Origin of the sequence: Ancylobacter oerskovii, assembly GCF_018390555.1 — a bacterium.
Taxonomy (GTDB): domain Bacteria; phylum Pseudomonadota; class Alphaproteobacteria; order Rhizobiales; family Xanthobacteraceae; genus Ancylobacter; species Ancylobacter oerskovii.
This window is the reverse complement of record NZ_JAHBGB010000006.1, coordinates 165,678-186,281: the sequence shown is the minus strand read 5'-3', so window position 1 is coordinate 186,281 and position 20,604 is coordinate 165,678. Positions and strand designations below refer to the sequence as shown.

The 20,604-nt window shown below is 68.9% G+C and carries 16 protein-coding genes; 10 read left to right on the top strand and 6 right to left on the bottom strand.

Annotated features, from left to right (window positions below; genetic code table 11):
- Positions 1 to 85 precede the first annotated feature (85 nt).
- Genes KHC19_RS06115 through KHC19_RS06105 form a run of 3 tightly spaced genes read left to right on the top strand, consistent with a single transcriptional unit; the run spans position 86 to position 2,816 of the window.
- Complete coding sequence (locus KHC19_RS06115) at positions 86 to 433, top strand: XdhC family protein (RefSeq protein WP_213351471.1); 348 nt, start codon at positions 86 to 88, stop codon at positions 431 to 433.
- On the top strand, positions 433 to 1,146 hold the full coding sequence (locus KHC19_RS06110) for an XdhC family protein (RefSeq protein ID WP_213351470.1): 714 nt from the start codon (positions 433 to 435) through the stop codon (positions 1,144 to 1,146). Before KHC19_RS06115 ends, KHC19_RS06110 begins: the two co-directional genes overlap by 1 nt.
- Positions 1,143 to 2,816, top strand: coding sequence for an NTP transferase domain-containing protein (locus tag KHC19_RS06105; protein ID WP_213351469.1), 1,674 nt, complete (start codon positions 1,143 to 1,145; stop codon positions 2,814 to 2,816). Before KHC19_RS06110 ends, KHC19_RS06105 begins: the two co-directional genes overlap by 4 nt.
- A 135-nt stretch (positions 2,817 to 2,951) precedes the next feature.
- On the opposite strand, the gene bcsS is transcribed toward KHC19_RS06105, so the two are convergent.
- Positions 2,952 to 3,695: a cellulose biosynthesis protein BcsS gene (gene bcsS, locus KHC19_RS06100; protein WP_246548301.1), complete on the bottom strand. Its 744-nt coding sequence runs from the start codon at positions 3,693 to 3,695 to the stop codon at positions 2,952 to 2,954.
- Between the two features lie 154 nt (positions 3,696 to 3,849).
- Positions 3,850 to 4,308: a DUF488 domain-containing protein gene (locus KHC19_RS06095; RefSeq protein ID WP_213351468.1), complete on the bottom strand. Its 459-nt coding sequence runs from the start codon at positions 4,306 to 4,308 to the stop codon at positions 3,850 to 3,852.
- Between the two features lie 173 nt (positions 4,309 to 4,481).
- On the opposite strand from KHC19_RS06095, the gene KHC19_RS06090 reads away from it, so the two are divergent.
- Positions 4,482 to 5,969: a helicase HerA domain-containing protein gene (locus KHC19_RS06090; protein WP_213351467.1), complete on the top strand. Its 1,488-nt coding sequence runs from the start codon at positions 4,482 to 4,484 to the stop codon at positions 5,967 to 5,969.
- 314 nt (positions 5,970 to 6,283) lie between these two features.
- On the opposite strand, the gene KHC19_RS06085 is transcribed toward KHC19_RS06090, so the two are convergent.
- The 3 genes from KHC19_RS06085 to KHC19_RS06075 form a co-directional block, all read right to left on the bottom strand.
- Positions 6,284 to 7,612, bottom strand: coding sequence for a TRAP transporter large permease (locus KHC19_RS06085; RefSeq protein WP_213351466.1), 1,329 nt, complete (start codon positions 7,610 to 7,612; stop codon positions 6,284 to 6,286).
- The gene (locus tag KHC19_RS06080; protein WP_213351465.1) at positions 7,612 to 8,211 is read right to left on the bottom strand and encodes a TRAP transporter small permease subunit; all 600 of its coding nucleotides are present in this window, start codon (positions 8,209 to 8,211) and stop codon (positions 7,612 to 7,614) included. Before KHC19_RS06080 ends, KHC19_RS06085 begins: the two co-directional genes overlap by 1 nt.
- Before the next feature lie 643 nt (positions 8,212 to 8,854).
- Entirely contained in the window at positions 8,855 to 10,009 is a 1,155-nt protein-coding gene (locus KHC19_RS06075) for a TRAP transporter substrate-binding protein (protein ID WP_213351464.1), read from the bottom strand.
- 267 nt (positions 10,010 to 10,276) lie between these two features.
- Between KHC19_RS06075 and KHC19_RS06070 the strand changes: the two genes are divergently transcribed.
- From KHC19_RS06070 to KHC19_RS06045, 6 genes are all read left to right on the top strand, one after another.
- Positions 10,277 to 12,487, top strand: a complete 2,211-nt coding sequence (locus KHC19_RS06070) for an esterase-like activity of phytase family protein (RefSeq protein ID WP_213351463.1) — start codon at positions 10,277 to 10,279, stop codon at positions 12,485 to 12,487.
- A gap of 874 nt (positions 12,488 to 13,361) precedes the next feature.
- On the top strand, positions 13,362 to 14,024 hold the full coding sequence (locus KHC19_RS06065) for a TetR/AcrR family transcriptional regulator (RefSeq protein ID WP_213351462.1): 663 nt from the start codon (positions 13,362 to 13,364) through the stop codon (positions 14,022 to 14,024).
- The gene (locus KHC19_RS06060) at positions 14,021 to 14,980 is read left to right on the top strand and encodes an HlyD family secretion protein (RefSeq protein ID WP_213351461.1); all 960 of its coding nucleotides are present in this window, start codon (positions 14,021 to 14,023) and stop codon (positions 14,978 to 14,980) included. Before KHC19_RS06065 ends, KHC19_RS06060 begins: the two co-directional genes overlap by 4 nt.
- Entirely contained in the window at positions 14,977 to 15,942 is a 966-nt protein-coding gene (locus KHC19_RS06055) for an ABC transporter ATP-binding protein (protein ID WP_343207663.1), read from the top strand. Before KHC19_RS06060 ends, KHC19_RS06055 begins: the two co-directional genes overlap by 4 nt.
- Entirely contained in the window at positions 15,939 to 17,096 is a 1,158-nt protein-coding gene (locus KHC19_RS06050; RefSeq protein ID WP_213351460.1) for an ABC transporter permease, read from the top strand. Before KHC19_RS06055 ends, KHC19_RS06050 begins: the two co-directional genes overlap by 4 nt.
- A gap of 96 nt (positions 17,097 to 17,192) precedes the next feature.
- Positions 17,193 to 18,710 (top strand): MFS transporter, encoded by a 1,518-nt coding sequence (locus KHC19_RS06045; protein WP_246548298.1) that lies wholly within the window; start codon positions 17,193 to 17,195, stop codon positions 18,708 to 18,710.
- Between the two features lie 201 nt (positions 18,711 to 18,911).
- Here KHC19_RS06045 and groL read toward each other — a convergent pair whose 3' ends face one another.
- Positions 18,912 to 20,558: a chaperonin GroEL gene (gene groL / locus KHC19_RS06040; RefSeq protein WP_213351459.1), complete on the bottom strand. Its 1,647-nt coding sequence runs from the start codon at positions 20,556 to 20,558 to the stop codon at positions 18,912 to 18,914.
- Positions 20,559 to 20,604 lie beyond the last annotated feature (46 nt).

Here is a 20,604-nt window from a genome sequence, read left to right as displayed (position 1 = left end):
GCGATCTTGTGACCGTTTCCGGGTTTATCGGCAAGCCGGCTTGTGCTGCATTGCGTTATGGTTCGTCACATATAGGGAGGCGGTCATGGCGGACGGAAAGGCCGGCGCGCCGGGCGCGCGCGAGGACGATGTATTGGAAGCCGCCGCTCGCTGGCGCCGCGAGGGGCGCGGGGTCGCCCTGGCGACGGTGGTGGAGACCTGGGGTTCCGCCCCGCGCCCGGTCGGCAGCCATCTCGTCATCGACGAGGCCGGCAGCTTCCTCGGCTCGGTGTCGGGCGGCTGCGTCGAGGGCGCGGTGGTGGCGGAGGCCGCCGAGGTGATCGCGGCCGGCGTCCCGCGCCTGCTCGAATTCGGCGTTGCCGACGCCACTGCCTGGCAGGTGGGGCTCTCCTGCGGCGGGCGCATCGCCGTCTATGTCGAGAAGCTGACCTGATGGACCTCTCGCTGCTCGAAGAGTTGAATGCCGAACGGGCCGCCCGCCGCGCCGCGGTGGTCGTCACCGAGCTGGGAAGTGGCCGCCAGCGGCTGGTGAAGGCGCAGGGCGTCGCCGGCGATCCGCTGGCCCCGCAGCTCGCCGAGGTGTTGCGCAGCGCGAAGAGCACGCTGCTCACCCTCGGCAATGAGCGCCTGTTCCTCGCCGTCGAGGTGCCGGCGCCGCGCCTCGTCATCACCGGCGCAGTGCATATCGCCCAGGCGCTGGCACCGATGGCGCGGCTCGCCGGGCTCGACGTCGTCATCGTCGATCCACGCACCGCCTTCGCCACCCCCGAGCGCTTCCCCGATGTCGAGATCCACGCCCAATGGCCGGATGTGGTGCTGCCGAAGCTCGGCATCGACGCCTATACCGCGCTGGCCGCGCTGACCCACGATCCCAAGATCGACGACCCGGCGCTCATCGAGGCGCTGGCGCGCGACTGCTTCTATATCGGCGCGCTCGGCTCGCGCCGTACCCATGCCGCGCGGCTCGACCGGCTGGCGGCGAACGGCGTGCCGCGCGAGGCGCTCGCCCGCATCCACGCCCCGATCGGCCTCGACATCGGCGCGGCGAGCCCCGCAGAGATCGCGGTGTCGATCATCGCGGAGATCGTCGGCGAGCTGCGTCGCCGGCCGACGGTAGATGAGGACCAGAGCGGGCGGGCGGCATGAAATTCGCCCGGGTGCCGCTCGACGAGGCCGAAGGGGCGGTGAACGTCCATTCGCTGAAGCTGCCGGGCCTCGACCTGCGCAAGGGCACCCGGCTCGACGCCGCCCTTGTACGTGCGCTCGCCGGCCATGGCCTCGTCGAAATAGTGGTGGCGCGGGCCGAGCCCGGCGACGTCGCCGAGGATGTGGCGGCGGCGCGGGTGGCGGCGGCCGTCGCCGGCGCGGGCGCGCAGCCCGAGGCCGCCTTTACCGGCCGGGCGAATATCCGCGCCCGCTGCGCCGGCCTGGTCCGGGTGGACCGTGCCGGGATCGATGCGCTCAATGCCGTCGACGAGGCGGTGACGCTGGCAACGCTGCCGGAATTCCGGCCGGTTCAGGCCGGCGAGATGATCGCCACGGTGAAGATCATCCCCTTCGCGGTCGCCGGCGCCGTGATGGCGGCGGTGGAGGCGCGCCTCGCCGAATGCCCGCCGCTGGTCGAGGTGGCGCCGTTCCGGCTCTCGCGGGTGGCGGTGATCTCGACATGGTTGCCCGGCCTGCCGGAAAAGGTGATCGCCAAGACCCTGCGTGTCACCGCCGCCCGGCTGGATGGCGCCGGTGCCGCGATCTGTCATGAGGAACGAGTGGCGCATACCGCCGAGGGCGTGCGCCACGGATTCGATCGGGCCCGCGCGGCGGGTGCCGAGCTCGCCATCGTGTTCGGCGCCTCGGCCATCGCCGACCGTCGCGATGTCATTCCCGCCGGCCTGGAAGCGGCAGGCGGCGTCATCGAGCACTTTGGAATGCCGGTCGATCCGGGTAATCTGCTGCTCACCGGCCGGCTCGGCGCCATGCCGGTGCTCGGCGCGCCGGGATGCGCCCGCAGCCCGAAGGAAAACGGCTTCGACTGGGTGCTGCGCCGGCTGCTCGCCGGTATCCCGGTCACGCGGGCCGACATCGTCTCGATGGGGGTAGGAGGCCTTCTGATGGAAATTCCGTCCCGTCCGCAGCCGCGCGAGGGCGCGGCCTCCCATGCCGGCCCCACGGCTGCCATCGTGCTCGCCGCCGGGCGCGGCACCCGCATGCCGGGCGCGCACAAGCTCACCGTGCCGCTCGACGGCGAGCCGATGGTGCGCCGCGTGGCGCTCTCCGCGCTGGCCTCGCAGGCACGGCCGGTGATCGTCGTCACCGGCCACGATGCCGCCCGCGTGCGCGGCGCGCTGGCCGACCTGCCGGTGCATGTCGTGCATAATCCCGGCTATGCCGATGGGCTGTCGAGCTCGATCCGCGTCGGCCTCGGCGCGGTGCCGCCGGAAGCGCCGGCGGTCGCCATATTGCTCGGCGACATGCCGAAGGTCTCGGCCGGGTTGATCGATCGTCTGGTCGCGGCGTTGCAGGGCCACCCCGGTGCCGTCGCCGCGGCGCCGGCGAGCGAGGGACGGCGCGGCAATCCGGTAGTCTGGGCCCGGCGGATGTTCGCGGCCTTGTCGGCGCTCACCGGCGATGTCGGTGCCCGGCATCTTCTCGCCGAGAACACCGAGGCGGTGATCGATGTCGAGGTCGGCGACGATGCCGCCTTCGTCGATGTCGATACGCTGGAGGAGCTCCAGGCGCTGGAACTACACCGCATCGCCGAGACCGCCAGGGTCGATGCCCGTCCGGCGCTGGACGGCATGGAGGCCGAGGACGCGTAGGGAGGTCTTCGTCCCGTTGCCCTTCGCCCCGGACGGCCCCTTTTACCTCTCCCCGGTGGGGAAGGGGGAAGCAGCCCGGCAGCGGAAGCCCTGCATAAAGCGCCGCCCGGTCTGCCCCCTCAGAGCGGCACGTAGTCAGAACGGCGCATAGAAGGACAACGTGCCATAGGCGCCGTCCGGGCTGTCGCTGCTCCAGCGCCAGCCGCCGGCGAGGCGCCATTGCCGGCCGGGCAGGGGATTGGCGATGTAAAGCCCGGCCCCTGCCGTGTTGGAGAACCAGTCGGTATAACCCGTCGCCTCGGTGCCGAGCTCGATATGCTCGTTCAGCCTGCGCCCGAGGCTCGCCCGTGCCGAGGCCGTCTCATCCGCCGTCGAGGCGCCGGCGGCCGCGCTCGCCACCCAGTCGGGTGCCGGGCGATAGAACCATTCCACCACGCCCTTTATGCCGACATGGCTGCCCTGGTCGCGGTTGGACGGGTCGGGGCGGTCCAGCGTGTCCTGGCGGACATTGACGCCGCCATAGATGGCGAGGGCATGCCCACCGGCCAGGAACTGCCAGCCGGCCAGCACTTCGCCTTCCAGCTTGGAAGCGCTGTTCCAGCCGCCCGGCACATCGTCCGTGCGGTAGGAATAGCGCCCGCCGCCGCCCTGCGCCCGCAGGCGGAAGCCTTCCTCCTCCATGAGGCCGAACGGCGACCAGGCGGCGCCGGCCCAGCCATAGGAGGTATCGCGGGCGACATCGACGCCCGAATAGAAATAGGACCGGCCGGCGAAGGGATTCGGGCGCGCCGTCTCCTCGGCGCCGGCAGCCGTGCAGGCCGCATCGGACGCGACGACGACAAGAAGCAGCCGCATAGCCAGACGGTCGAGGCCCGCCATGCCGTTTCGTCCCCAAGGTTGTGGAATTCACCCGCTCAGCCGATACGAGCATCGATCGTCCGGCCCGCCAACGAATCAGCGCGGGTATTCCGTTGCCATGCTCGCATAGGTAGAGCGATGCGGGTCGCAACACGCACCGAAGCCGCCGGGTGGGTCAGAGAGGCGACGCCATCAGATGCGTCACCGGCACCTCGATCTGCTCGCAGACGAGGTTGGCCACGATGAGCCGGTGGCAGTGTTCGGGATGGCGTTCGAAGCAGAGCAGGCAGACCCGCCGCCCCGATTTCACCAGATCGACCAGTTCGCCGAGCTGCTCGCGGGCGGTCGGTGTCTGCATGTGTTCGGCGAAGATGCGTTGCATGGCGCCATGCTGGCCGCTGCGCGCCGCCTGCCTTCCTTCCGCCGGCGTGCCGAGGCCGCGCAGATGCAGGTAGGAGATGCCGCGCTCGGCGACGCCGGCGGCCAGCAGGCTCTTGGAGAAGCCGGCCCGGCGCGAGGCCGCCACCGCCCGCACGTCCACCAGCAGCTCGACGCCCGCCCGCGACAATTCGTCGAGCACCGCCGGGGCGCTCGCCTGCTCGTAGCCGATGGTGAAAAGCGCCGGGGCGGACATGCCGGCCACTGTGGCCGAGCCGCCACCCCTTGTCGATGCCCCTTGCGGGATGGGCGCGAATCTGTGGACTTCTCCGCCGGAGCGCGCTTCCCGCACTCTCCCCGCGCGCGTGGGGTGCTAAGCGTGGCGGCGATAGCGGGAGCATTGACGATTACCGGGACACGAAGCAGGCCATGACCATCGCCATCGAGCTCGGGGCCAGTCCGGCCGGCCAGCCGGTGCGGCTGGATCTGGAGGAACTGCTCTCGACCCGCCTGCTGGTGCAGGGCAATTCCGGGTCCGGCAAGTCGCATCTGCTGCGCCGCCTGCTGGAGCAGAGCGCCGGCCATGTCCAGCAGGCGATCATCGACCCGGAAGGCGACTTCGTCAGCCTCGCCGAGCGCTTCGGCCATGTGGTGATCGACGCCGAGCGCACCCAGAGCGAGATCGGCCGCATCGCCGCGCGCATCCGCCGCCACCGCGCCTCAGTGGTGTTCAACCTCGAAGGCCTCGATGCCGACGCGCAGATGCGCTCGGCCGCCGCCTTCCTGTCCGGCCTGTTCGACATCGAGCGCGACTACTGGTTCCCCATGCTGGTGGTGGTGGACGAGGCGCAGCTCTTCGCCCCGGCCGGCGCGGCGGAAATCTCCGAGGAGGCGCGCCGTGCCTCGCTCTCGGCGATGACCAATCTGATGTGCCGCGGCCGCAAGCGCGGGCTGGCCGGCGTCATCGCCACCCAGCGCCTCGCCAAGCTGGCCAAGAACGTCGCCGCCGAGGCGTCCAACTTCCTGATGGGCCGCACCTTCCTCGATATCGACATGGCCCGCGCGGCCGACCTGCTCGGCATGGAGAAGCGGCAGGCCGAAAGTTTCCGCGACCTCAACACCGGCTCCTTCGTGGCGCTCGGCCCGGCGCTTTCCCGCCGGCCGCTGCCGGTGAAGATCGGCTTCGTCGAGACCGGCACCCGCAACGGCCGCCCCTCTCTCATGCCGCTGCCGGACATGGCGTCGGGCGATCTGCAGGGCCTGATCTTCGAGGATGACGGCCTGGCCCCGCCGGCTCCCGCCGGCCGTCTGGCCGGCCCTTCGGCGGAGGAGGTGCTGGACCAGATCGAGCACGCCACCGCTCCGGTGGCCCCCGAGCCGGACGCCGAGGCCGCCGCCGCCATCGAGGCGGAGCGGGAGGCGCTGGTCGAGGAGATCGTCCTCCAGTTCGTCGCCGATCCCGAGGCGCCGTTCCGTTCGGCGGCGACGCTCTACCCGGATTTTCTCGTCCATTGCCGGGTGCGCCGCGTCGGCTCGCGCATTCCCGATCTCGCCGAGTTCACCCGCCGGCTCGCCATCGCCCGCGCCGGCGTCGCGGGAGCGGGCGGGGAGGGGCGGGACGCCGAATGGCGCCGCGCCGTCGAGCAGGCGGGCAACCTGCCGGAGGAGATGCAGGGCGTGTTCCTGCTCATCGCCCGCGCCGGCATGGAGGGGGCGCCGTCGCCGGCCGACGAGGAACTCGCCCGCGCCTATGGCAGCCGCTCGCCCTCGCGCGGGCGCTGGCTGCTCACCTACATGGAAGAGCGCGGCCACCTCGTCTGCGAGAACGATTTCCGTGGCCGCCGGGTGGTGCGGTTCCCGGCGCTCGGCTGGAAGACCGCGCCGGGCGATCCCAAGGGTGCCTCGGCGACGGCGTGACGGCCGGCGAAATGAGCGGCGGATCTGTGTGCGCTTCGAGACACGCGACGCTCGCACCTCGGCATGACGAGGGTTGTTCCGGCAGCACAATGGCATTCGTCATCCTGAGTGTCTGACCGGTCATTGCCGAAAGAGCGCCGAAGCTCCCTCTCCCCGTCGGGGAGAGGGGTGGGGTGAGGGGTCTTCTTTACTTCCCCATGTCGTCCCCCTCACCGACCCGCTACGCGGGCCACCTCTCCCCACCGGGGAGAGGGAAGGAAAGGTCGGACACTCGGCGTCCCGCCTCCGCCACTCGGGCCGATGCAGTTCCCGCCTCACCCCCCGTAGAGATAGTTCGGCAGCCACAGCGCGATGCCGGGGAAGGCGTAGAGCAGCGCCATGGCGATCACCACGATGACGATGAACGGCATCACCCCGGAGAAGATCTCGTCGATCGACACATGCTTGGGCGCCACGCCCTTGAGGTAGAACGGCGCCATGGCGACCGGCGGCGACAGGAACGAGGTCTGCAGGTTCAGCGCCACCAGCACCCCGAAGAAGATCGGGTCGATGCCGAAATGGTCGAGCAGCGGCAGGAAGATCGGCAGGAAGATCACGATGATCTCCGTCCATTCCAGCGGCCAGCCCAGCACGAAGATGATCACCTGGGTGAGCAGCAGGAAGCCGATCGGCCCGAGGTCCAGCGACATGATGAACTCCTCGACGACCCGCTGGCCGCCGAGCAGCGCGAACACCGCCGAGAACACCGCCGAGCCGACGAACAGCCAGCACACCATCGCCGAGGCGCGGGCGGTGAGGAACACCGAATCCTTCAGCTTGGTGAAATCGAAATTCCGATAGGCGACCGCGAGGATCAACGCCCCCAGCGCACCGATCGCCGCCGCCTCCGAGGGCGTGGCGAGGCCGAGGATGATGCAGCCGAGCACGGCGGTGATCAGCGTCACCAGCGGCAGGAACGAGGTGGCGAGCGCGAACAGGATGGTGCCGATCGGCACGTTGCGTTCCGCCGCCGGCAGCTTGGGCGCCAGCGCCGGATTGATCATGGCGCGGATCACCACATAGGCCATGTAGGCGCCGGCCAGCATCAGCCCGGGAATGAAGGCGGCGGCATAGAGCTTCACCACCGAGACGCCGGCGGTGGCGCCGTAGAGGATCAGCATCACGCTCGGCGGGATCAGGATGCCGAGACAGCCGCCGGCGCACACCACGCCGGCGGCGATGCGGGTGTCGTAGCCGGCGCGCAGCATGGCGGGAAAGGCGAGCAGCCCCATCAGCGTCACCACCGCGCCGACGATGCCGGTGGCGGTCGCGAACAGCGCGCAGGTGGCGAGCGTCGCCACGGCCAGCGAGCCCGGCAGCCAGCCGGCGGCCAGCTGGATCGATTTGAACAACCGGTCGAGGATGTTGGCCCGCTCCACCACATATCCCATGAACAGGAAGAGCGGGATGGAGATGAGCACGTCGTTCGCCATCACCGAATAGGTGCGCTGCACGAACAGGTTGAAGATGCTGTCGCCCTGGGTGAAGTAGCCGAAGCCCACGCCCAGCGCCATCAGCGTGAAGGCGATGGGGAAGCCGAGCATCAGGAAGATCAGGAACAGCACCAGCATCAGGATGCCGAGGGCGGGCTCGGAGAGGAACATCACAGCGCCCCCCGCGTGGTGCCTTCGCGCTCGGCGCGGTTGGCGGCTTCCTCGAGGATGATCTTCTCCATCTCCTCGACATCGTGCAGCCGCTGCGGCCAGTCGCCGTCGCGGATGCAGATGAGGCAGCGCGCCACCTCGACCACGCCCTGCAGCAGCATCAGCACGCCGGTGATCGGGATCAGCGCCTTGAACGGCCAGATCACCGGCCCGTCCGGGCTGAAGGAGGAATGCTCGTTGAGCAAATAGGAGAGCTGGAAATAGCCCCAGCCGGAATAGATCAGCGCCAGGATGCCGGGGAAGTAGAACAGGAAATACAGGACGAGGTCGGTTTTCGCCTGCGTCGCCGGCCGCCAGTTGCGGTAGAGGAAGTCGCCGCGGACATGGCCGTTGCGCGACAGCGTGTAGGCGCCGGCCATCATGAACAGCGCCCCGTAGAGCATCAGGCTGACGTCATAGGCCCAGGTGGTGGGATCGCGCAGCACGTAGCGGCGGAACACCTCGTAGCTGATCGCCAGCGTGAGCAGAACGATGCACCAGGCGAAGGCCTTGCCGATGAAGGCGTTCAGCCGGTCGACGGCGAGAAGGATCGATTGCATGGGAGCCTCGGGGAGGGCGCCGGGGAGGCGGCTCGGGCGGGTTTGGCGTGACGCTCTTGGGTGGCGCGGTTGGGTGACGCTGTTCGGCGAGACGGGGCACTGCGTGGTGGCTCGGGCCGCACTGGTGCCATGACCGTCGGCACGCTGCTGGCACGGCGGGCGGCGGGTGCGCGGCAAAGCCCTCTCCCCACGGGGGAGAAGGGTGGGTGAGGGGGAAGACCGTTCCCGCCTCGGTGAGCGCCCGCGCATCCGGCCGGTTCGATGGGCTCAACCGTTTTCCCGCCGTATCCCCTCACCGATCCGCTTCGCGGGCCCCCTCTCCGGCGAGACCGGATATCCGGTCTCGCCTTGCTGGAATCGAACCCGGCAACAGCCGGGCTCGGCGGTGAGAAGGAAGTGCAAGGAAGATGCGGCTACCGCCATCGCCACCTGCCCAGCGTCCTGGCCGGGCTCGTCCCGGACCTTCACGTCTTGGGCCGGGTGCGCCGGACGTAACGGCGTGGATGGCCGGGACAAGCCCGGCCATGACGGCGCATCGGGTGCGGAAGCTCGGCAACGCAAATCGCCATCCACCCCATCCGACCCGCCGTCACGCCGCGGAGCCGAAGCCCCTGTTGCGGACGGTGCGCCCACCCCACCCGCCTCACGCCGTGGGGAAGAAGTGGTCGTAGGCCATCTTGGAATCCGGCTCATATTCCAGCCGGAAGCCGACGATGCGCTTCGCCCAGGCCTTCTGGCTGTCGACCACCTTCTTGAACACCGGATCGGCGGAGAGGTTGGCGATCACCACGTCCCAGGCCTTCAGCTGCGCCTCCAGTACCGGCTTGGGCGTCGGCAGCACCTTCACGCCGCGCGCCCTGATGGCGGCAAGGTCCTTGGAGTAGCGGTCCTGCGCCTTCCACATCATGGTGGAGGAGGTAGCGTCGGCCGCCGCCTTGATGATCTCCTGCACATCCTTGGGCAGGCCGTCATATTTGGTCTTGTTGAACAGCACCTCGAAGCATTCCAGCGCCTGGTGGTAGCTCTGGATCATGTAGACCTTGGCGACGTCGGGGAAGCCGAGCACCAGATCGGAGGAGGGGTTGTTGAACTCGGCGCCTTCCAGCAGCCCGCGGTCGATGGCGGGCACGATCTCGCCGCCGGGCACGATGGTCACCGCGGCACCCAGTTCCTTGAACAGGTCGGCGCCGAGCCCGACAGTGCGGTACTTCATGCCCTTCATCTGGTCGATGCTGGTGATCTCCGCCTTGAACCAGCCGAGCGGCTGGGTCGGCATCGGCCCGGTCAGCATGCCCACCACGTTGAGCTTCAGCGTGTTCTGGACGAGGTCGTCATAAAGCTCCTGCCCGCCGCCATAGCGGATCCAGCCGAGCAGCTCGTCGGCGTCCCAGCCGAAGGCGGGGGCGGTGCCGAACAGCGAGAAGGCCTTGTTCTTGCCGTACCAATAGGCGGCGACGCCGTGACCGCCGTCGAGGATGCCGGCCGAGACCGCGTCCAGCATCTGGAAGGCCGGTACCACCGCGCCGGCCGGCAGCAGGTCGAGCTCGACCCGCCCGCCGGTCATCGAGTTCACCCGCTTCACGAAGTCGCCGGCGAATTCGTGGAAGATGTCCTTGTTCGGCCAGGTCGACTGGAACTTCAGCTTGATCGGCGCCTGCGCATGTACGGCGGGAGCGGCGACGGCCGCGGCGCCGGCGACGGCGGCCGTGGCGATGAAGCGGCGGCGGGACGGGACGGTGTTCTCACGGGTGTCGGCGTCCTGGCGCGCGCCGACGCTCTTCCCTGACGTCTCGGTCATGGGGCGGTTCCTCCTGTGGCGTTTCCTCCGCGGGCGGTTCCGCCCGCCGGGCGGCGCTTTGCGCGCTCTGGCCCGATGTGCCAGCAGACGATGACGCAGGGGCAAGTGCAAGCATTAATTATGCAATCCGCGCCAAATCGGCTGCTACGAAAGTCGCATTCCATGCCTCCCGCCGCCGGTATTCCGGCGCCTTTGTCATCGGCATGTCATCGGCCGCCGCTTTGAAGGCCGCAGGCGGGCTGCCCCCGCGTCAGATGAGGATCCTCCATGCGCTCGATTTTGATGGCCGGCGTCTGCCTTGCCGTGCTCGCCACCGCTGGCGCCTCGGTGGCGCAGAACGCGCCCGAGAACTTCAATCGCATCGCCACCTTCCATGTGATCGACAACCTGCCGGCCGGCGCCGATGCCGGGAAGAAGACCGTCGCCGAGATCATCACGGCGACCGAGGACGGCAACACGCTGGTCTATACCGACAGCCCCGGCGAGCGCATCGGCCTCGTCGACATCACCGATCCGACGGCGCCCAAGCCCGCCGGCACGGTGGCGCTCGGCGGCGAGCCCACCTCCACCGTGGTGATCGGCAACAAGGCCTATGTCGGCGTCGTCACCTCGGAATCGAAGGACAAGCCCTCCGGCTTCCTCGCGATCGTCGATCTCGCCGGCCGCAAGGTCGAGGCGACCTGCGACCTCGGCGGCCAGCCGGATTCGCTCGCCAAGAGCCCGGACGCGTCCTTCCTCGCCATCGCCATCGAGAACGAGCGCGACGAGGAGAAGAACGACGGCGCCATCCCGCAGCTGCCGGGCGGCAACCTCACCTATTTCCCGGTGCAGGGCGGCGCGGTTGCCTGCGCCGACCGCAAGGTGGTCGACCTGACCGGCCTTTCCGCCGTCGCGCCGGAGGACCCGGAGCCGGAATTCGTCGACATCAATACCCGCAACGAGGCCGTCGTCACGCTGCAGGAGAACAACCACATCGTCATCGTCGACCTGCCCACCGGCAAGGTCGCGGCGAACTTCTCCGCCGGCTCCGTCGACGTTGAAAAGGTCGACGTGAAGAAGGACGGCGTCATCGACCTGTCCGGCAAGATGACCAATGTCCCGCGCGAGCCCGACGCCGTGCAGTGGATCGACGACAACCGCTTCGTCACCGCCGACGAGGGCGACTGGAAGGGCGGCACCCGCAGCTTCACCATCTACGACAAGACCGGCAAGGTGCTCCACGCCTCCGGCACCGCGCCCGAGCACATGGCGGTGCGCCTCGGGCACTATCCCGAGAAGCGCAACAAGAAGGGCATCGAGATGGAGGGCGCGGAGGTCGCGACCTTCGGCGGCGAGAAGCTGATCTTCGCCGGCTCCGAGCGCGCCTCGCTGGTCTTCGTCTATCGCGACAAGGGTGCGGGCGAAGCGCCTGAGCTGCTTCAGGTTCTTCCGGGCGGTGTCGGCCCGGAAGGGCTGCTCGCCATTCCCTCGCGCGGCCTGTTCGTCACCGCCAGCGAGAATGACAACCGCGAAGAGGGCGGCATCGGCTCGGTGGTCACCGTCTACAAGCGCGCGCCCGGCGCGGCGACCTATCCCACCCTCGTCTCCGCCGACGACAAGAACGGCCTGCCGATCTGGTGGGGCGCGCTGTCCGGCTTCGCCGCCGATCCCAAGCAACCCGGCAAGCTCTATGCGGTGACCGACAGCTTCTACGCGCAGGCCCGTATCCTCACCATCGACGCGACCTCGACGCCGGCGAAGATCACCGCCGCGACCGTTGTGACCCGCGACGGACAGCCGGCAAAGGGCCTCGACCTCGAAGGCATCGCCATCCGTCCCGAAGGCGGCTTCTGGCTCGCCTCCGAGGGCAACCCGGAAAAGAAGGAAAACCCGACGCAGAACCTGCTCGTCCGGGCGAATGCCGATGGCTCCATCGCCGAGGAGATCGCCCTGCCGGAGGCGCTCGCCGCCCAGGCGATCCGCTACGGCTTCGAGGGCGTGGCCGTCACCGGCACCGGCGCCGACGAAACCGTGTGGCTTGGCGTGCAGCGCGAGTGGAAGGACGACCCCAAGGGCTTCGTCAAGCTGATCGCCTACAAGCCGGCGGCGAAGAGCTTCGGCTATGTCCATTATCCGCTGGAAAAGTCGGAGAAGGGCTGGGGCGGCATCTCCGAGCTCACCTCCCACAAGGACGGGCTGATCGTGCTGGAGCGCGACAATCTGGTCGGCCCCGCCGCCCGGGTGAAGAAGCTGTATTTCGTGTCGCTCAAGGATGTCGTCCCGGTTCCGGCCGGCACCGAGGCCAAGCCGCCGGTGCTGACGAAGGCCGAGGTGAAGGACCTCCTGCCGCTGCTCGCCGCGCCCAAGGGCTATGTGCTCGACAAGGTGGAGAGCTTCGCGGTCGATGCCGCCGGCAACGGCTTCATCGTCACCGACAATGACGGCATCGACGGCTCCTCCGGCGAGACCCAGTTCATCCCGCTCGGCGCCATCAACTGACGCCGCGCCGGAGCCCGTTCCGATCCGGTGGCGACGCCTGATCGATAAGAACGTGCTTCAGCGCCGCGAACCTACGGGCAGGACAGGCGAGGGCGCTCCGCAAGGGCGCCCTTCGCTTTTGAAGAGGAGCGTCTGCCCATCATGGGCGGGGAGAGCGGTGAGGGGGTGAGCGTCCTCCGGCACTCCGCACGGCCGTCATGCCTGGGCTTGTCCCGGGCATCCACATCTTTGGATGTGCCCGCGGCACGTCGTGGATGGCCGGGACAGGCCCGGCCTGACGACGCGCGGGATGGAGAACGTGGCGGAGAGGGACGCTATCCCGGCCGGGGCACAGCGGAGAACCGGCATCGTTCTCCCACGCAGGCGCGCCTCACGGATCGGCCGGCGGCCGTCCGGGATGTCGACAGATGCGAAAGAGCACTCGCCGAAGGAGCGACAGGCTCCCTCTCCCCGTGGGGGAGAGGGGTGGGGTGAGGGGGCTCGACGCTTCCCGATCGCGAGAGCCCCTCACCGACCCGCTGCGCGGGGCCCCCTCTTCCCAATGGGGAGAGGGAAAGAAAGGGACGGAAGAGGCCCCTGCACGAGCACCACTCCGTCGAAGCCGGATACTCCCGATTTTGACCCTATCGGATCCGAACCCGGCGATAGATACCCGAGTTCGGGCAGGGAGTGGAAAGACGAAGCCGCCACCCCAACCGCCCGCCGCGCAACGCCGGATCGCCGAAATCTCACACCATCGGCCGCCCCCCACCCGGATCACGGCTCGCATGACGCCCGGCGCCGTATCCTCTCCGCCGCCGGGCAGGGCAGGCGACTTCCAACCATCCTCCCACCGTGTTATGACTGACCGGTCAGTCATAACACGGTCCCTCCCATGCCGGACGATCGCGAGCCCACGCCGCCACCCGCTCCATCCCCCCGCGGACCGAGGAAGCGCCCGGATGCCGCCGCCCGCCGCCGCGCCATCCTCGATGCCGCGCTGGAAGTCTTCGCCGAGCATGGCTTCACCGGCGCGCGAATGGAGGATGTCGCCCGCCGCGCCGGCATCGCCAAGGGCACGCTCTATCTCTATTTCAAGGACAAGACCGCGCTGTTCGAGGGGCTGGTGCATGACGCCGCCGACCCGATCCTCGGCCGGCTGGAGCGCGAATTCGCCGGCTTCGAGGGCTCGACCCGCGATTTCCTCGAGCTGCTGTTCCAGCACATCCGCACCGAGGCGATCGCCTCGCCGCGCCGACACATCATCCGGCTGATGCTGGCGGAGGGGGAGCGCTTTCCCGCCATAGCCGATTTCTATTATCGCGAGGTGGTCGCGCGCGGGCTCAACCTGCTGCGGGCGATCAACCAGCGGGCGCTGGCGCGCGGCGAGATCGCGTCCGACGCGGCGCTGCGCTTCCCGCAATTGATCATCGCCCCGGTGCTCGTCGCTGCCGTGTGGGACGGCATGTTCGGCCGGCACGAGCCGCTCGACCTTCCCGGCATGTTCGCCGCCCATGCCGAGCTGGTGCTGCGCGGCCTCGGCTGGAGGGAGGCATGATGCGCCTTTTCGCCATGCTCCCCGCCTGTCTGACGCTGGCGCTCCTGCTCGCCGGCTGCGCGGAAAGCGGCCCGCCGCGCTATCAGGGCTATGCCGAAGCCGAGACGCTGTTCATCGGGCCGGAGGAAGCCGGCCGCGTCATCGCACTGAAGGTTGACGAGGGCGATGTCGTCACCGCCGGCCAGGCGCTGTTCGAGGTCGATCCAGCGCTGCAGCAGGCCGATGTCGACGCCGCGACGGCCAGTCTCGCCCAGGCCCGCTCGCAGCTCGAGGACCTCCGCGCGGCGGCGCAGCGGCCGGAGGAAATCGCGGTGCTCGAGGCGAGCCAGCGCCGGGCGCAGGCCGCGTTCGATCTGTCGCGCATCGAGCTCGACCGCCAGAAGGACCTCTATGCCAAGGCGGTCGGCTCCAAGGCGGCGCTCGACACCGCGCAGGCGACCTTCAATCAGAACCAGGCCGCGCTCGACGAGGTCGACCGGCAGATCGAGGTCGGCCGTATGGGGTCGCGCGACATGCAGATCGCCGCCGCCGAGCGGGCGGTGGATACCGCGCAGGCCAATCTCGTCACCGCCCGGACCCGGCTGGACCGCCGCACGCTCAAGGCCCCCGCCGCCGGTTCGGTGGAGACGGTGTATTTCCGCCCCGGCGAGCTGGCCCCGGTCGGCCGGCCGGTGCTGTCGCTGCTCCCGCCGGAACGCATCCGCATGCGCTTCTTCGTGCCGGAGCCGGACCTCGCCCGCTTCCGCCTCGGTGCGCGCGTCATCATCCATTGCGACGGCTGCGAAGGCAGCGTGCCGGCGACGGTGAGCTACATCGCCACCGAATCCGAATACACGCCGCCGGTGATCTACAGCCTCGACGAGCGTTCCAAGCTGGTGTTCCTCCTGGAGGCCAAGCCCGACGATCCGCTGAAGCTGCGCCCCGGCCAGCCCATCACCGTCGAGCTCGCCCCGTGAGCGAGGCGGCCGAGACGCTCCCCCAAGGATCGCTCCCCGACACGCCCTATGCGATCGAGGTCGAGGGGCTGTCCAAATCCTTCGGCGACCGGGTGGTGGTGCGCGATCTCACCATGCGGGTGCGCAAGGGCCAGATCTACGGCTTCCTCGGCCCCAACGGCTCCGGCAAGACCACCACCATCCGCATGCTCTGCGGCCTGCTCACCCCGGATTCCGGGCGCGGCACCTGCCTCGGCCTGGATATCCTGACGCAGGCGCGCGCCATCCGCCGGCATGTCGGCTACATGACGCAGCGCTTCAGCCTCTATGCCGACCTGTCGGTGCGGGAGAATCTCGAATTCGTCGCCCGCGTCTATGGCGTGCCGGACCCGGTGAAGGCGGCGATGGCGGCGGTGGAGCGGCTCGGCCTCGCCGGCCGCGACAGGCAGCTCGCCGGCTCGCTGTCCGGGGGGTGGAAGCAGCGCCTGGCACTCGGCGCCTGCATCCTGCCCTCGCCGCAGCTGCTCCTGCTCGACGAACCGACCGCCGGCGTCGATCCCAAGGCGCGCCGCGAATTCTGGGCGCAGATCCACGAGCTCGCCGCCGACGGGCTCACCGTGCTGGTCTCCACCCATTACATGGACGAGGCCGAGCGCTGCCACGAGATCGCTTACATCGCCTATGGCGATCTGCTCGCCCAGGGCACGGTGGAAGAGGTGGTCGCCGGCGCCGGCCTCGTCACCTGGAGCGTGTCGGGCGGCGACCCGGCGCCGCTGGCGCGCGAGCTCGCCACGCTGCCCGGCATCGACATGGTAGCGCCGTTCGGGGCGAGCGTGCATGTCGGCGGCCATGACGCCGCGGCGCTGGAGGCCGCCATCGCGCCGTTCCGCGATCGGCCCGGTCTGGTCTGGCGGCGCGACGAGCCGACGCTGGAGGACGTGTTCATCGACCTCATGAACCGGTCCAAGGACAATTTCCGATGAGCGGCGCCGTCGGGGGCTTCCTGCGCCGGGTCGGTGCGATGATGCGCAAGGAGTTCCTGCAGCTGCTGCGCGACCGCGTCTCCTTCGCCACCATGATCTCCATCCCGCTGCTGCAATTGGTGCTGTTCGGCTACGCCATCAACACCACGCCGCGGCATTTGCCGACCGCCGTGCTCGCCTATGAGGACACCTCGCTCACCCGCTCCATTCTCGCCGCCATCGAGAACACCCGATATTTCGAAGTGGTGAGCCACCCAGGAAGCGCTGCCGAGGCGGATCACCAGATGCTGGCGGGGGAGGTGTCCTTCATCGTGGAGATCCCCGTCGGCTTCGAGCGGGCGGTGCGGCGCGGCGAGAGCCCCTCCATGCTGGTCGCCGCCGACGCCACCGATCCCGTCGCCTCCGGCAGCGCCATTGCCGCGCTCAATGCCCTGGTCGACAGCGCGGTGAAGCGCGAGCGCTTCGCAGTGGAAGGCGGGCCGGAGGGCTCCGGGCTGGAGAGCGCCCCGCCGGCCTTCCAGATCGTCACCCATGCACGCTACAACCCGGCGGCGGTGACGCAGCTCAACATCGTGCCCGGCCTGCTCGGCACCATCCTCACCATGACCATGCTGATCTTCACCGCGCTGTCGGTGACGCGCGAGATCGAGCGCGGCACCATGGAGACGCTGCTCGCCATGCCGATCCGGCCGGTGGAGGTGATGCTCGGCAAGATCGCGCCCTATGTGCTGGTGGGGGCGGGGCAGGCGCTGCTGATCGTCGGCGCGGGGCGCTTCCTGTTCGACGTGCCGATGATCGGCTCGGCCTGGCTGCTCACCGCGCTCACCGTGCTGTTCATCGTCGCCAATCTGTCGATCGGCTACACCTTCTCGACGCTGGCGCAGAACCAGCTGCAGGCGGTGCAGATGACCTTCATGTACTTCCTGCCCAACATCCTCCTGTCCGGCTTCATGTTCCCCTTCGCCGGCATGCCGCTCTGGGCGCAATGGCTCGCCGAGACGATGCCGCTGACGCATTATCTGCGCATGGTGCGCGGCATCATGCTCAAGGGTGCCGACAGCGGCGATCTCGCGCAGGATATCCTGGCGATGGGCGCCATCATGCTGGTAGCCATGTTCATCGCCGTGCGGCGGTTCCGGCAGACGCTGGACTGAGGGGCGACAGGGCCGGGCGGATGCTGCCGGCCTGTCACAGCCGGTTCACCTCGCCGGCCTAACGGATGGCGTGACGGGCGGTTTCGGGGGCGCGGGATGGAGCAGGCGGGCGGTTCGGCCAGACGGGTACAGGACTATATCGACGAATCGCCGCTCTGGGCCGACGGCACCCCGGTCGGCTATGCGCCGATGACCGCCATGCAGTGGCGCATCTGGTGGCTGGCCGCCTTCGGCAAGTTCTTCGAGGGGCTGGTGGTGTTCATGACCGCGGTGGCGATGCCGCTCATCGCCATCGAGTTCGACATGAACGCCGCCCAGCACGGCGTGGTGGGTGCCGCCTCGCTCGCCGGCATCCTGGTCGGCGCGCTGGGGCTCGGCGGCCTGTCGGACACCTTCGGCCGCAAATGCATGTTCGTGGCCGAGATGGTCATCTTCATGGTGTTCCTGGTGCTGCTGGCGCTCAGCCCCAGCTATCCCTGGCTCGTGCTGTTCCTGTTCGGCGTCGGCCTGGCCCTCGGCTGCGATTATCCCACCGCGCATCTGATCATCTCGGAAAGCATTCCGAGCTCGGCCCGCGGCCGTCTGGTGCTCGGCGCCTTCGGCTTCCAGGCGCTGGGGGCGCTGGCCGGGAGCGCGGTGGGCTATCTCGTGCTGGCCAACCTGCCGGACATCTCCGCCTGGCGGTGGATGTACGCCACCGCCATCATCCCGGCGGCACTGGTGACGCTGGCGCGCTTCTACGTCACCGAAAGCGCGCCCTGGCTGTTCGCGCATGGACGCGTCGAGGAGGCCGAGCGCGAGACGGCCAGGCTGCTGCGGCGCGAGCCGAGCTATCCGCGCGAGATCCGCCTCTCCCGGCAGGACGCTCCCGGACGGCGCCATGCCGCCGGCGGCTGGGCCGCGCTGTTCACCGCCCGCAACCGGCGCGCCACCATCCTCGCTTCGGTGCCCTGGTTCCTTCAGGATCTCGGCACCTATGGCATCGGGCTGTTCACGCCCACCATATTGGCGGCGGCGCTCGGCCATGCCGCGACGCAGACGCATGACGTCACCGACGTCATCGCCAACCAGATCCTGGCCGCCGAGGGCGCGGCGCTGATCGACCTCCTGCTCATCGCCGGCATCGTGGCCGCGGTGATGCTGGCCGATCGGGTCGGACGCATCCCCCTGCAGGTGATCGGCTTCGTCGGCTGCGCGGTCGGGCTGCTCGTCGCGTCCTTCTCGACGCAATATGCCGATCCCGTGCGCACCCTTCTCATCTTCGCCGGCTTCATGCTGTTCAACTTCATGACCAATCTCGGGCCGAACGCGCAGACCTATCTGCTGGCGGGCGAGGTGTTCCCGACGGCGATACGCGGCAAGGGCGCGGGTCTCGCGGCGGCCTTCGGCAAGGTGGGAGCGGTGCTGACCGCCTTCCTGTTCCCGATCCTGCTCGCCGGGGTGGGGACGACCGCTCTGCTCTACGGCCTCGCCGTCACCTCGGTGCTGGGCGCCGTGGTGACCTGGACGTTCCGCATCGAGACCAAGGGTCTCAATCTCGACCGGGCGCATGAGCACGACAGCGCCGACGCCGACCTCGACGAAGCCGCCGGCATCGGGCGCGAGGCCGCCTGACGGGTCACGGCAGGGACACAAAGAAGAAAGGGGCACGGCTCGCGCCGCGCCCCTTCTTCATGATGTACCGCTGCCCGCCCATGTCGGTCACCGGCGAAACGCCGGCAGGCGATCTGGACCTCGATCGGAAATCCATGCCGCCACCGAAGTCGGGCTTGCCCGGCTTCGGCACGTCGAACCGCGTGGGCGGTTTGGATTTCGTCAGAAATCCATGCCGCCCATGCCGCCCATGCCGCCGCCCGGCATGGCCGGGGCCGCACCGGCCTTCTTGGGCGTCTCGGCGATCATCGCCTCGGTGGTGATCAGCAGCGAGGCCACCGACGACGCGTTCTGGATCGCCGAGCGCAGCACCTTGGCCGGGTCGATGACGCCGGCCTTGTACATGTCGACATATTCGCCGGACTGGGCGTTGAAGCCGTAGGCGTAGGTGTCCTTCTCCAGGATGCGGCCAACGATCAGCGAGCCGTCCTCGCCGGCGTTGGACGCGATCTGGCGAGCCGGATACTGCACCGCCTTGCGGACGATCTCGACGCCGGTCTTCTGGTCGGCATTGGCGGTCTTGACGCCGTCCAGCGCCTTGATGGCGCGCAGCAGGGCGACGCCGCCGCCCGGCAGGATGCCTTCTTCGACGGCCGCGCGGGTCGCGTGCAGCGCGTCGTCGACGCGGTCCTTCTTTTCCTTCACCTCGATCTCGGTCGCGCCGCCGACGCGGATCACCGCGACGCCGCCCGCGAGCTTGGCGAGGCGCTCCTGCAGCTTCTCGCGGTCGTAGTCCGAGGTGGTCTCCTCGATCTGCGCCTTGATCTGCGCCACGCGGCTCTCGATGTCCTTCTTCTTGCCCGAGCCGTCGACGATCGTGGTGTTCTCCTTCTCGATCACCACCTTCTTGGCGCGGCCGAGCATGTCGAGGGTCACGGTGTCGAGCTTGATGCCGAGATCGTCGGAGATCGCGGTGCCGCCGGTCAGGATGGCGATGTCCTGCAGCATGGCCTTGCGACGGTCGCCGAAGCCCGGCGCCTTCACGGCTGCGACCTTCAGGCCGCCGCGCAGCTTGTTGACGACGAGGGTCGCAAGGGCTTCACCCTCGATGTCCTCGGCGATGATCAGCAGCGGCTTGGAGGTCTGCACCACGGCTTCGAGAACCGGCAGCAGCTCCTGCAGGCCCGAGAGCTTCTTCTCGTGAATGAGGATGTAGGGATCCTCGAACTCCACGCGCATCTTCTCGGCATTGGTGATGAAGTAGGGGGAGAGATAGCCGCGGTCGAACTGCATGCCTTCGACGACGTCGAGCTCGGTCTCGGCGGTCTTGGCTTCCTCGACGGTGATGACACCCTCGTTGCCGACCTTCTGCATCGCCTCGGCGAGGAACTTGCCGACCTCGGCGTCGCCATTGGCGGAGATGGTGCCGACCTGGGCGATCTCGTCGTTCGAGGTCACCTTCTTGGCGTTCTTCTTGAGGTCCGCCACGATGGCCTCGACCGCGAGGTCGATGCCGCGCTTCAGGTCCATCGGGTTCATGCCGGCGGCCACGGACTTGGCGCCTTCACGGACGATCGCCTGGGCGAGCACGGTGGCGGTGGTGGTGCCGTCGCCGGCGAGGTCGTTGGACTTCGAGGCCACTTCGCGCACCATCTGGGCGCCCATGTTCTCGAACTTGTCCTCGAGCTCGATCTCCTTGGCGACGGTGACGCCGTCCTTGGTGATGCGCGGGGCGCCGAAGGACTTCTCGATCACGACGTTGCGGCCCTTGGGACCCAGCGTCACCTTCACGGCATTGGCGAGGATGTCGACGCCGCGCAGCATCTTGTCGCGCGCATCGCCGGAGAACTTAACTTCCTTGGCAGACATGTCCTGAAACTCCGAGTGTCGTGTGTGTTTCGCGGTTCGGGAGCCT